This is a genomic window from Oceanobacillus sp. B139/18 (genome assembly GCF_055524595.1).
On sequence record NZ_JBVFXI010000002.1, the window covers coordinates 274486 to 287992 of the forward strand.

The 13507-nt window shown below is 39.2% G+C and carries 14 protein-coding genes; 5 read left to right on the forward strand and 9 right to left on the reverse strand.

Annotation, left to right across the window (positions count from 1 at the left end):
- Positions 1-74 precede the first annotated feature (74 nt).
- Together ACZSMY_RS08690 and ACZSMY_RS08695 are read right to left on the reverse strand one after the other, a co-directional pair.
- Positions 75-512 (reverse strand): GNAT family N-acetyltransferase, encoded by a 438-nt coding sequence (locus ACZSMY_RS08690; RefSeq protein WP_256705986.1) that lies wholly within the window; start codon positions 510-512, stop codon positions 75-77.
- A gap of 20 nt (positions 513-532) precedes the next feature.
- Positions 533-1231, reverse strand: coding sequence for a response regulator transcription factor (locus ACZSMY_RS08695; protein ID WP_042532982.1), 699 nt, complete (start codon positions 1229-1231; stop codon positions 533-535).
- Positions 1232-1414: 183 nt separating this feature from the next.
- Here ACZSMY_RS08695 and ACZSMY_RS08700 point away from each other — a divergent pair, with 183 nt between their 5' ends.
- Positions 1415-1777: a YxeA family protein gene (locus ACZSMY_RS08700; RefSeq protein WP_212928268.1), complete on the forward strand. Its 363-nt coding sequence runs from the start codon at positions 1415-1417 to the stop codon at positions 1775-1777.
- A gap of 111 nt (positions 1778-1888) precedes the next feature.
- Here the strand turns inward: ACZSMY_RS08700 and ACZSMY_RS08705 are convergent, their stop codons facing one another.
- Genes ACZSMY_RS08705 through ACZSMY_RS08715 form a run of 3 tightly spaced genes read right to left on the reverse strand, consistent with a single transcriptional unit; the run spans position 1889 to position 5591 of the window.
- The gene (locus tag ACZSMY_RS08705) at positions 1889-3442 is read right to left on the reverse strand and encodes a PASTA domain-containing protein (RefSeq protein ID WP_465147668.1); all 1554 of its coding nucleotides are present in this window, start codon (positions 3440-3442) and stop codon (positions 1889-1891) included.
- Positions 3435-4106 carry an ABC transporter ATP-binding protein gene (locus ACZSMY_RS08710; protein ID WP_193063887.1) on the reverse strand — a complete coding sequence of 224 codons (672 nt, stop codon included), beginning with the start codon at positions 4104-4106 and terminating at the stop codon, positions 3435-3437. The genes ACZSMY_RS08705 and ACZSMY_RS08710 overlap by 8 nt, the downstream gene beginning before the upstream one ends.
- A 15-nt stretch (positions 4107-4121) precedes the next feature.
- The gene (locus ACZSMY_RS08715) at positions 4122-5591 is read right to left on the reverse strand and encodes an ABC transporter permease (protein WP_193063888.1); all 1470 of its coding nucleotides are present in this window, start codon (positions 5589-5591) and stop codon (positions 4122-4124) included.
- 395 nt (positions 5592-5986) lie between these two features.
- Between ACZSMY_RS08715 and ACZSMY_RS08720 the strand changes: the two genes are divergently transcribed.
- On the forward strand, positions 5987-6208 hold the full coding sequence (locus ACZSMY_RS08720; RefSeq protein ID WP_193063889.1) for a hypothetical protein: 222 nt from the start codon (positions 5987-5989) through the stop codon (positions 6206-6208).
- A 34-nt stretch (positions 6209-6242) separates the two neighbouring features.
- On the forward strand, positions 6243-6665 hold the full coding sequence (gene fosM, locus ACZSMY_RS08725) for a FosM family fosfomycin resistance protein (RefSeq protein ID WP_042536117.1): 423 nt from the start codon (positions 6243-6245) through the stop codon (positions 6663-6665).
- A 175-nt stretch (positions 6666-6840) separates the two neighbouring features.
- On the opposite strand, the gene ACZSMY_RS08730 is transcribed toward fosM, so the two are convergent.
- The 4 genes from ACZSMY_RS08730 to ACZSMY_RS08745 form a co-directional block, all read right to left on the reverse strand.
- Complete coding sequence (locus tag ACZSMY_RS08730) at positions 6841-9435, reverse strand: ABC transporter permease (RefSeq protein ID WP_465147669.1); 2595 nt, start codon at positions 9433-9435, stop codon at positions 6841-6843.
- Positions 9432-10106, reverse strand: coding sequence for an ABC transporter ATP-binding protein (locus ACZSMY_RS08735; RefSeq protein ID WP_226894902.1), 675 nt, complete (start codon positions 10104-10106; stop codon positions 9432-9434). Before ACZSMY_RS08735 ends, ACZSMY_RS08730 begins: the two co-directional genes overlap by 4 nt.
- 134 nt (positions 10107-10240) lie before the next feature.
- Positions 10241-11248, reverse strand: a complete 1008-nt coding sequence (locus ACZSMY_RS08740; protein WP_042532968.1) for a sensor histidine kinase — start codon at positions 11246-11248, stop codon at positions 10241-10243.
- Positions 11235-11936 (reverse strand): response regulator transcription factor, encoded by a 702-nt coding sequence (locus ACZSMY_RS08745; RefSeq protein ID WP_042532966.1) that lies wholly within the window; start codon positions 11934-11936, stop codon positions 11235-11237. Before ACZSMY_RS08745 ends, ACZSMY_RS08740 begins: the two co-directional genes overlap by 14 nt.
- Positions 11937-12293: 357 nt before the next feature.
- On the opposite strand from ACZSMY_RS08745, the gene ACZSMY_RS08750 reads away from it, so the two are divergent.
- Together ACZSMY_RS08750 and ACZSMY_RS08755 are read left to right on the forward strand one after the other, a co-directional pair.
- The gene (locus tag ACZSMY_RS08750; RefSeq protein WP_193063893.1) at positions 12294-12785 is read left to right on the forward strand and encodes an RNA polymerase sigma factor; all 492 of its coding nucleotides are present in this window, start codon (positions 12294-12296) and stop codon (positions 12783-12785) included.
- Positions 12782-13465, forward strand: coding sequence for a zf-HC2 domain-containing protein (locus ACZSMY_RS08755; protein WP_465147670.1), 684 nt, complete (start codon positions 12782-12784; stop codon positions 13463-13465). Before ACZSMY_RS08750 ends, ACZSMY_RS08755 begins: the two co-directional genes overlap by 4 nt.
- Positions 13466-13507: the final 42 nt, after the last annotated feature.

Sequence of the window (13507 nt, forward strand, 5' to 3'; positions counted from 1 at the left end):
TCAACCTCCTTTAAGAGGATGTTCAAAATGCCCAATGAAAATGACTTTTTGAACACGCATGGTAAACATCTGTTTCAAACTTCACGACTGAGAAAAACAAGCCTTTCTATTTCTTTAAAGCCATTTCTTTTATAAAATGCTTCTGCCGGTATTCCCCGGTCCGTCAAAAGAGAAATAGCAGTAACTGCTTCCGTTTCCATTACTTCTCTCAAATGATGAAGGAGCTCCTTCCCTATTCCTTTATTTTGTCTGTCCGTATCTACACACATTTCATTGATAAAAAACTCATCGCCATTCCACCAAGCCCGGCGTGTCCCAAAAATAAATCCAATAATCTCTTCATTTTCTATCGCTGACACACCAAAAAATCCAGGAGTCCGGTAAAAATCTGCCAGATACTGTTTGGCTTTTTCTAACGTCCATTTATCATTCCATGGTTCCCCATTAAAAACGGTTAAAAATAATTTACTGCATGAAATCAAATCTGCTTCCACAACGGATTTAAATTGCATAGGAATCCTCCCCATTTACATTATTCTTCTTTCAACAGGCTTTTTAAGCGGTAGCCGACTCCTCTAACCGTCTCCACTCCATCTGCAATCCCGACAGACTGCAGCTTTTTCCGCACTCTTGTTATATTGACGTTCAATGTGTTTTCATCCACATAGGTCTGGTCGTCCCAAAGCTTCTCCAGCAAATCTTCCCTGCCGGCAACACGCGGATAACGATTCATTAAGGTTTCCATAATATCCGCTTCTTTTTTTGATAAAAACGTATCCTCTCCGGCGAAGGTTAATTCCAGCCGTTCCGGGGAAAGCTTTAACCCTTCCACCTCTAAGAAACGCTCCTTTGCGTCCTGAGCATACGCTCCATATGCCCGGCGCAGCTGACTGCGTATTTTTGCCATCACGATTTCCGCACTGAACGGTTTTGTGATAAAATCATCGCCTCCGTTTTCCAGCGCCATTACCTGGTCCATCTCTCCTGTGCGGGCAGAAATAAAAATGACCGGACAGGTAGACAGCTGGCGAATTTGCCTGCACCAATAAAAACCATCATAGCTTGGTAAATTAATATCCAGAAGCACTAAGTCAGGCTTTTCCTCTTGAAATACTTCCATGATCCGTTCAAAATCCATGATAAAAGACACCCGATAGCCATATTTTTCAATATAATCCTGCAGATGCTTTGCAATCTTCGGGTCATCTTCTACAATCATAATGGTTTGCATCCGTATCCCCCCTCCCCGTTTTTAACTAATTATGGCACAGATTGGATGGAACCACAAAAATAGAGAAAGCATTTTCACCTTACAATTCTGTAAGCTAATTGTAAGAGAAAGCGATTTTTTCAATCTGCCTCCTTCTTTACAATAAAGATTAGAATAAAGCACGTAAAAAAGGAGTGTCATGATATGAAAAAAGCAGTAAAAGTATTGATTGGAATACTCATTCTCTTCACCCTCGCCGCTGTTGCCATCCAAAAGACGACAGCCGGCATCATTCCATTAACAGACTGGTTGTTACAGCATCCGGTAGAAACCTATTATGCAGAAACAGCTGATGATAATTACGAAAAGCTGTGGACCGGCAATTACAAGTATGTCTTTTCAGGGTATAACGCGGATGGCAAAGAACAGCAAATCACAAAAGTAATCGATAGAGAGCTCCGGCCAGGTGCTTTTCTGCGCATTGATGCATCGGGCAGCTATGGAAAAGGCTGGACAGAGGTAAGAGAAGAGGATGTTTCAGAAGAAGCGCTGCTGCAGTTAAATTAAGAACTGGAAGTTTCCAATGCTATATCGGAATATTTTACTTTCAAAAAACAGGAGTAGTTCCATGACAATTGGAAATTACTCCTGTTTCGATATCATATTTATTTGTGTTTATTACTCTTCCGTTTCCTCCAATGAATCCGGAGACTCATCTGCACCAAGCTCTGGTTCAAGTTCTTCCAGTCCATCAGCTCCGCCTGCTCCGGGCTCCGGATAAATATCTTCCGGTCCTTCATCAAATGCCGGCGGATTTGGCGGTGCAGAAGCATTATTGCTAATTCGGACCTCCACCGTATACGTCATGGGCACAAATTCATTAAATACCCCCATATCCACGACGGTTCCCTTTACTTCCGGGGAATCAACATACTTTACAATATAGTTGATGTCCGCACCCTTTGATTGATATTCCTCATAAAACAGTCTTGGCAAATCCCCTTCTGTCTGTCCTCGGAAATCATGCAAATATGGTCTGCCCTGAGAGTACGTTACGGTAACATCCTTGTCATCTTTATTTGTCAGCTTTGTATCTGCTTCAACAGATTGTGAAATCAGCGTTCCATAGGCAACGTCTGCATGAAAAGCATGTTTTACGGTGACATTTAAATCTGGATAATTCATCGCTGCTTCTTCCGCAGTTACCCCTCCAAAATTCGGAACGACCACTGCTTTACCGGCTGATACAACCACTTCCATCTCGTCTCTTTTCGCGATTTTCTCATCCGCCGGTTCACTTTGACTGATAATATTTCCTTCTTCGACGCTGTCCGAATCAGCCTCTTCATAGGTCATCTCAATTTCATTGGTCTCTGCCCATTTTTCCACTTCTTCTTTGGCAGCTCCGGTAAAATCAGGGATAGTAATATTCTTTTCGAAAACTTCATCCCCTCTTGAATAATAGACAGCAGCACTATCCTTCCGTTTGTATTCCGATTCATCAATACTGCTATCCTTGATGGAAAACTGAATAAAGCCCCCCGCTTCGATATCATCACTATATTCTGTGACCAGCTGCAGGTTTTCTGCTTTATTTTCTTCAATCCAGATTTGTGCTTCTTCTTGGGACATCTCTGAAAAATCAACCAGCGGAATAACTTCTTCTGGATCAGCACCTAAACTGCTGGTTAATTGCAGCGTTTTTCCTTTTTTAATCTTGTCCCCTTCAGAAACACTTTGTGAAATAACATGGTTCGCATCATGCTCCATGCTGTATTCCTGTTCTAATTCGATTTCCACATCGTTCTCCTCAGCCCAGGCCCGCACATCTGCCACAGGCTGACCCTCAAAATTTTCTACCTTCACATGAACAAGCAGATAATAAATGAAGAAAATCAGGATACAAGCCAAAACGGCTCCAGAAATAAGCAGCCACATCCGGCGTTTTTTCTTCCTCCGGTAATCTAAGTCAATTTCCACTTCTTCTTCTGCATCTTGACGGCGGCCGCTTCTGGAGGAAAGAGAGGAAGAAGCAGGGACGGGCTCATGCTTTTTATGTACGGGCTCTTCCTTTTCCACAGCAGAAGCCTGTTCCTCGTGCTTCTGCTGTGGTACTTTTTCTTCCTGTTTCTGTTCTTTCTTATTGTCACTGCTCTTTATTTCCTTGTCTTCTTTTTCATTTACCAGATCATCATATTTATCTTTATTAAACTTGGATAAAAAATCACTCATAGGAAGACAGAACACCCTTCCTCAATTGGAAAGCCTGATCAGACTGTTCGGCAATTTCATTGGAGTGAGTTACCACAATGACACATTTTCCATGCTCATGTGCCAATTTTTTAAATATATCAATGATTTCCTGCTCCATCTCTTCATCAAGATTTCCAGTAGGTTCATCGGCAAGAATTAATTCCACGTTCGTTGCCAGCGCACGGGCAATGGCAACACGCTGCTGCTCTCCCCCGGACAGCTGATTAACCAGACGGTCTGCTTTATTTTTTACAATCCCGATATAATCCAGCAAATTATACGCTACGGTTTTGGTATCATCCGGAATTTCATTTTCCGTGATTGACATCGGGACCAGTACGTTTTCAATAGCTGTAAAAGTCGGAATTAAATTATAGCTTTGAAAAATAATCCCCACATTATTACGACGGTATTTTTCATATCCAATTTTCTTAATATTCTCCTCGTTAAATAACACTTCTCCGCTATGCGGTGAATCCAACGCACTGAGCAAGGATAACAAGGTTGTCTTTCCTGAGCCGGACTGCCCTAAAATCGTATAAAACTTTCCCTTCTCAAAAGAGATAGATGTATCCTTTAAAATATAACGGCGCTGTTCGCCGTCCTGATAATAATAATTTAAATCCTTTGCTTCTAATATCATCTTCTCACCTCACCATCACATCAGTATTTTCTTTGGATTCAACCGGACAATATAAATCAGCGGGATAATCGTTGAAATCAAAATTGTTAACAGACCGATTCCATAAAAACCGAGCACATAGCTGGAATTAAGACTGACCTCATATGAATCTATCACATCTTCTGCCGTCAAATTGGTTTCTATCCCTTCATAATAAATAACACCTTCATAGCTTTCTTCTTGCGTATCATCTGCTTTCATCATCGTATCTGATACTTGCCCTGCTAAGAGATTTCCAGTAAATAATGATAATGTAATACCAACAAAGGCAACGACGATTACTTCAATTAAAATCTGTCCGACAACCTTACCCCGCTTCTCACCTAAGGATAAGTAAATCCCTAATTCACGCTTGCGGTCCCGCAAAAATAGTAAAACGACTAATCCAGTAATGAGTACGGTCGCAATCACAGCCACTAATAAAACATATTTTGACAGCGTGGACATGGATTCCATCGGTCCTGAAATATCATCATATTGGTCACTTGCGCTAATTACCGTATAAAGCTCCGGCAATAACGGCGCCACCTCTTCTTCAAATGGCTCTATGTCCTCTGGATTATTTAAGTAATAGATTGGCGTATAGTATTCCATCGACTCTTCTTCCAGCATTTCAGCAATTTCCGGATCGTCTTCAGCATATACCTCCCAGTAATACTGTTCTTCGGCAGATATAATGGCATTAGGAACATATACGGTATTCTGATAGTCGATATCCTCCATCAGGAACATATCGCTATCTTCCTCTTTACTCTCTGTCTCTTCCTTTCCAGATTGCGGATCGAATAATCCAATCACTTCTAAAACAATATCTCTGGAATCCAATACGGTCTCTTCACCCGTCTCTTCCGAGTAATCATACACAGCACTTAATAATGTAAATGTATCTCCTACCTCTAAATTATTTTGCTCTGCCAGTTTTTGAGAAATGATTGCCACGGACGTGCCATTCTCAATCTCTTCCTCTGTAAACACCCGTCCGTCTGCTAACTCCCCTTTTCCTTCTTCAAAATCAATAACTGGAGCGTAATTGATCCCTTTCAGGCTAAAAGGGATATTATCTTCATCCCCATACATAACATCCTCTTCCAGTTCTTCTTGATAAGGTTCTATACTCTCTGACCCCATCCAGGTGGTCATGCTGTAATCATAGTATTTCACATAAGGAAGCTCGCCAATCTGCTTAATCAGATCAACGCCCAGCTCTTCCATCTCCAAGGTTTCCAGTTCTTCCTCAGACATGGACTCCCATGCTTTATAATCCATGTCAACCGTTGCTGCAGTACCCAGTCTCTCTTTAATGGTGGTCTCTACATTGCCGGTTGCCTGCTGAATCGCAATAGCTCCAGAAATCAAATTTCCTAAAATAAAAATAACTGCAAGTAAAATTAAAGACTTTCCTTTTTTTCTAGTAATCTCTAAAAAAGCCCGTTTCATAAAATTCATAACTAACCTCCTCAATAACTTCTAACAATAAATTCTTTTTAAGTATAAATATTACAATTATAATAAAGTAACTATCCAAGCTACTACTTGAATATAACCCCTCACCTCGTTCTAATGATGTATTTTTGTCATACTGTATTAATACACTAAGACACATATTTAAATGTATTATATTCTTAATACAGAAGAAAAACAATAATTTTTTTTAAAATATACAAAATTTTCTTTTCCTTAGGATGGAACGGAAATGATTTTTCGTAAATACGCGTACATCGGAAATTAACATGTGCTTTTGCATTAATAGAGTGGGCTCTTTAACGTAAGAAAACTTTTTGGTAGAGTTAAAGAATGAATATAAACGAAGTTGATTAAATCATTTAAAGGAGAGAAAGATTTTGAAGAAGGTTCTAGTATTTATACTTTGTGATTTTTTTCTTTTGGCAGCCTTATCCGCTTGTCAAAAAGAATATACCGGCGAATACACCGAGTGGGGAGAAAAGACAAACAGCAATGCTACGGAATTGTTAGAAAACCATGATATACCTTACGAAATAAGAAATGAAATCATCTATACTCCGGAAGATGCTTTTGATGCAGCTATTTATTGTTGTTCTTAGAAAAAATGAAACTAATCATATTGAGGTGATAAAGTTGTTTATAAAGGGAGTAAATCATTTTTTATTTTCTGTTTCTGATTTGGAAAAGTCCATACGTTTTTACCAGAATGTGTTTGATGCTAAATTACTGGTCAAGGGAAGAAGCACAGCTTATTTTGATTTAAATGGCATGTGGCTGGCTCTTAATTTGGAGAAGGACATACCCCGGAATGAAATAAGCCAATCCTATACACATATTGCTTTTTCCATTGAAGAAGCTGATTTTGACAGCATATATAACAAATTAGAGGAATTAGACGTAAATATGTTAACGGGCCGTCCCAGGGATGAAAAAGATAAGAAATCGATCTATTTTACAGACCCTGATGGTCATAAGTTTGAATTTCATACTGGCACGTTACAGGACAGAATGAATTATTATAAGCAGGAAAAGCCTCATATGGAGTTTTATATTTAAACGGATAGCGTTGTTTGTTTCGCTGCTTCTCCTATTCGAAACATGTTCATCTATGGATCTTTTTCACTATTAGCACGAACAGCCACGTTATGATAATTTTAAAGCCCAGCATTCTAAATAACAAAAAAACAAGCTATCTCAGATATTCCCACCCGAGATAGCTTGTTATGTTGCTCTAAATATTTTCCTGTCTTAACGTCTCCAAAATACTACCCTTCTTCAATTTCGACATCGAGTATAGCATGGCTGCTCCAACAATCAGGAATACAGATAGAATCGCAATGCCAATATACATCCATGGAATGTTGAAGCTGTAATCAAAGGCGTATTGTGTCTGCCAGTAAATAATATACATTACCACGAAACTGATTGGCAGCCCATAGAGCAAGGATTTTATTCCATAAAACAGGCTCTCAAAATAAATCATTTTACGAAAAGCTTTTGGCGTCATGCCAATCGATTTCATCGTTGCAAACTCTCTTCTCCGCAGAGCAATACTTGTTGAAATGGTATTAAAGATATTAGCAACGGAAATCAATGTAATCAGGATGATAAAACCGTAAACAAAAATAGACAGCACCCGTGCGAATTGTTCATTATCCTGCCTGACTTCATACTGATTGTAAATAGATACCTCATCCGCAATCCCCAGCGCTTCTATATCCTCTTGCGCCTGGTCCGGATCATCAGAGGTGACATATATCTCGGATAAACTTGTTCTTTCATTTGGAAATGATTCCATTGTATTCTCAAGCACTTGCTCCGGTACAATAAGATAAATAGTGTTCGAATCGGCATAGGAATTTCCAACGGGATATTGATTCGTCAGACCAAGCAGCTCGATGTCTTCTCCCTGTTCGAAGTTCCAATCGTCTCTTTCTTCATTGTAGCTGTTCACTTGAAGCGGCAGCATATCACCCGTATCCACTTTTAACATATCTGTTTCGATGTATTGCGTGCCATCATTATAGGTGACATGGTTTACTAAAACACCGCGAAAATCACTTTCTGTCCTATCTGTTATATCATTATCGGCTAGATATTGTTCCCAATCCTCATCAGATAAGCCCACTAATTCCAGGTAATACGGGAGACCTTCTGCTGTTTCAGGAGTTCCATCCCTATTTTCATAGTTCTCTCCAGCCATTTGCTCTGGAAAATACGCCTGAAGCTGGGCTGTTTTGTAAATGAAACTTTCCTCCACACTATCTAAATCTTGTATGTCTTGATAGATTTCCCACAAAGGATTGGAATCATCTATTTCTCCCGTGCCGCTAATGGAAATATCATATTCCAGTTCCTCCGACAGTACTTCATATGATTTTGTCAGCGAATTGGTATAGAACCCTACAGTTAAGAACAGAATAACGCTGATCATGAGTGAAAAAACAGTCACCTGGTAACGTTTCTTATGTCTCTTTAAATTCTTCAAAGCAATTTCCGCTTCATAGCCAAAGAGTTTACGGACGATACGGTTTGCTTTCACTTTCTTTTTCGTTAATTTGACATCCTTCGCCTGACGGATAGCATCTATTGCAGTTACTTTAGATGCTCTGACTGCAGGTATCCATGCAGAAATCAAAATGGTCATCAAAGAAACACCGACAGCTATCCCGATTAAAGGAAGAGTAACAACCAACCGGAAATCTGTCTCAAGCCCTACATTTTGTAAAATCTGATTCACATAATGCAACGTGATGCCAATGCCGGCAAAACCAGCTCCAATTCCAATAGGGATACTGATCAATCCGATTAAGAGCCCTTCAAATAATACGGAATTTCTCTTTTGCCGTTTCGTTGCACCAGTACTGGAAAGCATCCCTAAATACCGTGATCTTTCTGATACAGAGATAGCAAATGCATTATAAATTAAAGCCATTGAACCAATCACGATAATCAGCATAATAACCGTTAATAATCCGGACAAAGTAGAAACCGTCCCACTGTTCAAGGAAACAAGGTACGTATTCAATAAAGTCGTGTTAAAATTATACGCATCGGACGCTACATCCAATTCTTGCGCCAGCAAATCTACATCATCGAAAAGGGTTATCCCTAAATCATTCACTTTTACAAAAGCACGGTCCACCACAGATGACGCTTGTGCATCCGTATAAGCTAACACGGTATATCCTGGAGACCACGGCTCGTCCCATATCGGTTCTTCGATTTCACCAACAATGGTAAAGCTGTATTCGGTTTGCTCACGTAATTCTTCATCTAATTGTCCTTCAATAACCAAAAGAGAATCATTTTGGTCTAACGCACGATTTTCCATACCTTCCGTTCCTGTATAACGTCTTTCTCCTATGTCTAACTCAATCGTATCTCCAATTTGGTAATCAAAATCCTGTCTCTTTAATTCCTCAGAGATCACTACCTCCTTTTCACTTGCCGGGAGCCGGCCTTTCGTCAGATTCACTTGCATCTGCTCCAGAGCCGTTTCATCCATGCCCCGGACATACAGGTATCTTTTCAATAATTGGTCATTCAACGGTGCATACCCATATTCCTTCATCACACCGACAGAATCAGTATTGGCATCGGTTTGAATTTTTTCCAGCTGCTCTGAATTGAGCTGATTCATGCTGTAATGCCAATTTCCTTCATTAGCAATCGCATCCCGCTGCTGCATATCTATAAAAGAAATTCCCAGGGAAGCTACTCCTGTAATCATCGCAACAGAAATAATGACACCAATGATAGTAATAAGCGTTCTTCGTTTATTTTCTTTTAAATGCCTTAACGTAACTTTATTGACAATATTCATTTGCGAATCACCTCGTCCTTGGCGATCACACCATCCTCAATGGAAATAATCCGATCAGCCTGAAGGGCAATTCGTTCATCATGGGTAATGACGACCAATGTCTGGTGATATGATTTATTAAATAGTTTTAATAAATCAATGATTTCTTTACTATTCTTACTGTCTAAATTCCCCGTCGGCTCATCCGCAAGAATAATAGACGGATTACTGATTAGAGCTCTGCCAATGGATACACGCTGCTGCTGGCCCCCAGATAGCTGATTCGGTAAATAATCTAATCGGTCTTTAAGCCCAAGAATCTCTATCAATTCCTTAAAGTGCTTTTTTTCCACCTGATGAGAATCTAACAGCATTGGCAACGTAATGTTTTCCTCAACAGTTAAAATCGGCAGGAGATTGTAAAACTGATAAATTAAGCCAATCTGTCTCCTGCGAAAAACAGCTAACTGTGTTTCATTTAATTCATAGATATCTGTATTCTCTATAAATACCTTGCCATCCGTCGGCCGGTCCACACCACCCAGCAAATGAAGCAGTGTCGATTTCCCGGAACCAGACGGTCCAATAATTGCTACAAACTCCCCCTGCTCCACGGAAAATGATACATTATCCAATGCTTTTACTGCCGTGTCACCTTTTCCGTACACTTTAGACAAATTTTCAACCCGCATTAATTCCACTACAATTTCCTCCTTATTTTCCTTTGTTCCCTACTTTACCTGTCTAAGGTGACGGGATGGTGACAATAACAGTGACAATATTGTCACTTATGATGACATAACCTGCTGATAAAGTGAAACTTCATTTAGCGAGCTGCTTCTCCCTGATAGAATTTAATTAAAAAAGTGGTTCCTTTTCCAGATTCACTTATTACTTCAATATCTCCCTGCTGATTAGCAACAATCGAATAAGCCATCGCCAAACCAATACCAACACTGCCATCAGCCGCCTGACTTCCTTTATAAAAACGTTTAAAAATATGTGGAAGCTCTGCTTTCTCGATACCTTTGCCATTATCATTAATTCGTATTTCTGTAAAAATAGCATTTTCCTCATAAGAGATGGAGACTTTTCCGCCATGCGGGGTGTGTTCTATTGCATTCTTTAAAATATTAATACAAGCCTCTTTCGTCCAATTTTTATCGCCTATAAAAGTCACCCCCGGCTTTTCTTCTATCTCCAGCTCTATCTCCTTCAGCTCCACAGGAATCTCCATTGGTGCAACAACTTCTTGTATAAGCTGGTCCACTTCAACCTTTTCCTTGCTGAATAAAGTAGTTCCCGCATCGATTTTGGAAAGCTTTAATAACGAGGATACAAGCCATTCCATCCGTTCTAATTGCCTGCGAATATGATATGTAAATTCATGCCGCTTTTCCGTCTCGATATTCGGATTGCTTAATAAATCAGCCATTACGGTCATCGAAGTCAGCGGCGTTTTGATTTGATGAGAAATATCGGAGATTGCATCCGTGAGTTTTTCTTTATCCTTCTGCAGCCCTTCCTGCTGTTCAGATAGCATCCGGGTCATTTTATAGATTTCATTTTTTAATATACTGAGGTCCCCTTCTCTATTATCCCGGACATCGAGCGCGGTATCTCCTGCCATAATTTTTCGTAAATAACCGGATAACTGGATAATCCGCTGATAGCGCCAGGCCATCCATACCATATAGCAACTCGCCAGGCTCCCGCCCACAATCACAATATAGACAGCTGTGACAGGAGAATGCATATATCCTAATAGCATGCCGATTCCTAAAATCAATACCGTGGAAGTGAGAAAAAAACAGATTTCTTTATTTCGTAACATCTTCTGCCGCCATTCTGTATCCCAGCCCTCTGACTGTTTCTATGATTGCCGGCTGCTGCGGATTATCTTCAATTTTCTTTCGAAGCCGTTTAATATACACCGTAAGCGTATTATCGTTGACAAACTCGCCAGCCACATCCCATATCTGTTCCAGCAGCTGTTCCCGAGACAATATCTGCCCGCGGTGGTTGATAAAAATCATCAACAGCCTATATTCCAGTGCGGTTAATGCAAGTTCTATATTTGCTTTATATACTTTTCCTTCTAACGGAAATACCTCCAGCGAATCAAGGTGGACAGAATCCTTCTCCTGCGTGTTATTTTTTTGATAACGCCTGAGCACGGTTTTAATCCGTGCACTTAATTCACGTATACGAAATGGCTTGGTAATATAATCATCTGCCCCTATATCCAGTCCCATTACCACGTTCACTTCATCATCGGCAACGGTTAGAAATATAACCGGGACATCTGCACTTTCTTTGACACGCCGGCATAAATCATAGCCGCTGCCATCAGGCAAAGATAAATCAAATAAGCATAGAGAAATGCTGTCTATCTCTGTGTCTATCCTTTCCTCTGCTCCTTGCGCATGATGACAGACGATTACTTCATAGCCTTCTTGGCTTAGGGAATACTCCAAGCCGGAAGCAATTGTTTTATCGTCTTCTACAATGAGTAATTTCATAGCTGTCCCTCCATTTATCTGTTTCATTGCTGTTAACTGATATCTATGGTCATTATACAAATGAATTTCAAGAATTTATAGGATTAATATATATTTTCCACTTTTCTTTTAATATGTTCTATGAACGATGAGACTGTTTTTGATTCGTTTGTTTATCATTTAGAGACCTATTATTCTCCCGATACAGCTGTGTTCCCTCTATTTAGACCTGCTGCTCATTGTTTACAGAAGAAGGTAAATAGCAGAAAATAATAGAGTTGGAAAAAAATATTGTAACGAATCAGTAAATTCTTGGATATATAGATGATTAAACATTTAACAATCATTAATTAGATTACCATTGAGAGGAGGTAAAAAGTGAACACAGAGGAGGTTTATCAGGAATATGGAGACTTTATTTTTAAATACTTATTAACACTGACCAATAATAGTCAGACGGCTGAAGAACTGACGCAAGAAACATTCTATCAGGCTATTAAATCCATCGATAACTTTCATAACAATGGAAGAGCTAAATTTTCTACCTGGCTGTGTGCTATAGCAAAAAATGTCTGGTTACAAGAACTGCATAAGGAAAAGAAAAGGAAACAATTAGAAGAATCGCTCCAGAATGAGGATACGCTATCTTATCATTTGGAGGAAGAATATTTTAAGAAGGAAAATAAAATCAATTTTTTCAAGCAAGCCCATCAGCTTGATGAGAAAAAGCGTGAAATTATTTATCTCAGGCTGCTGGGGGATTTATCTTTCAAAGAAATAGGATTGATTTTCGGAGAATCAGAAAACTGGTCCCGGGTAACATTTTATCGAGCTAAACAACAATTACGAAAGGGTGGCCAAAAGGAATGAACCATAGTGTCTTCAAAGATTTAGTACCTAGTTATATTGAAAACCTGACAAGTGATCAAACAAATAAACAGATGGAAGAACATATGGAACAATGTGCGGAGTGCCGGGAATACTTTAAAGAAATGCAAGAGGATTTGATAGTAGAACACACCCATGAGCAAAAAGATGAGAAAAGAAATATTGATTATCTGAAAAAGGTTCGGTCAAAAAACAGAAGAAAGATTTTCATGATAACAGGATCGCTGCTGGCACTATTTCTTCTTCTATCTATTGGTTATTATTTCCTTTTTGTCCATATGTGGATAGCAGATGAAAATAATGTGGAAACAACCATTCAGCAGCAGAATCAAACAACTACGCTGACTTTTCAATCAAAAAATGATAACCGCTACCTTTTAGCCATGCTGCAGCCAGGAGATAAAGAGTATATTGATACAATTATTATCTATGAAAATTGGAATATCCTTGCAGATACGAAATTAAATTATTTTTCAGAAGTGGCAAGTGATCACCAAAATGGAAGTGAGATTACGTATACATTTTTAGATGAAAATACGTTATTGCTACCTGATGGAACAGAAAAGAAATTGACAGAGGAAGATATAATACACATTCAATATAAAGACCGTACGAAAGAAATACAATTAAAGGATTTGTATAACGCAGAAAATAATAATTAATTGGAGAGAATCGTCATCAGATAACCTTTCACCTAAAAATAA

What these genes read in the sequence shown, in the direction of transcription:
- ACZSMY_RS08690 (WP_256705986.1), bottom strand. Translation starts at nt 512, where the DNA reads ATGCAATTTAAATCCGTTGTGGAAGCAGATTTGATTTCATGCAGTAAA.
- ACZSMY_RS08695 (WP_042532982.1), bottom strand. Translation starts at nt 1,231, where the DNA reads ATGCAAACCATTATGATTGTAGAAGATGACCCGAAGATTGCAAAGCAT.
- ACZSMY_RS08700 (WP_212928268.1), top strand. Translation starts at nt 1,415, where the DNA reads ATGAAAAAAGCAGTAAAAGTATTGATTGGAATACTCATTCTCTTCACC.
- ACZSMY_RS08705 (WP_465147668.1), bottom strand. Translation starts at nt 3,442, where the DNA reads ATGAGTGATTTTTTATCCAAGTTTAATAAAGATAAATATGATGATCTG.
- ACZSMY_RS08710 (WP_193063887.1), bottom strand. Translation starts at nt 4,106, where the DNA reads ATGATATTAGAAGCAAAGGATTTAAATTATTATTATCAGGACGGCGAA.
- ACZSMY_RS08715 (WP_193063888.1), bottom strand. Translation starts at nt 5,591, where the DNA reads ATGAATTTTATGAAACGGGCTTTTTTAGAGATTACTAGAAAAAAAGGA.
- ACZSMY_RS08730 (WP_465147669.1), bottom strand. Translation starts at nt 9,435, where the DNA reads ATGAATATTGTCAATAAAGTTACGTTAAGGCATTTAAAAGAAAATAAA.
- ACZSMY_RS08735 (WP_226894902.1), bottom strand. Translation starts at nt 10,106, where the DNA reads ATGCGGGTTGAAAATTTGTCTAAAGTGTACGGAAAAGGTGACACGGCA.
- ACZSMY_RS08740 (WP_042532968.1), bottom strand. Translation starts at nt 11,248, where the DNA reads ATGTTACGAAATAAAGAAATCTGTTTTTTTCTCACTTCCACGGTATTG.
- ACZSMY_RS08745 (WP_042532966.1), bottom strand. Translation starts at nt 11,936, where the DNA reads ATGAAATTACTCATTGTAGAAGACGATAAAACAATTGCTTCCGGCTTG.
- ACZSMY_RS08755 (WP_465147670.1), top strand. Translation starts at nt 12,782, where the DNA reads ATGAACCATAGTGTCTTCAAAGATTTAGTACCTAGTTATATTGAAAAC.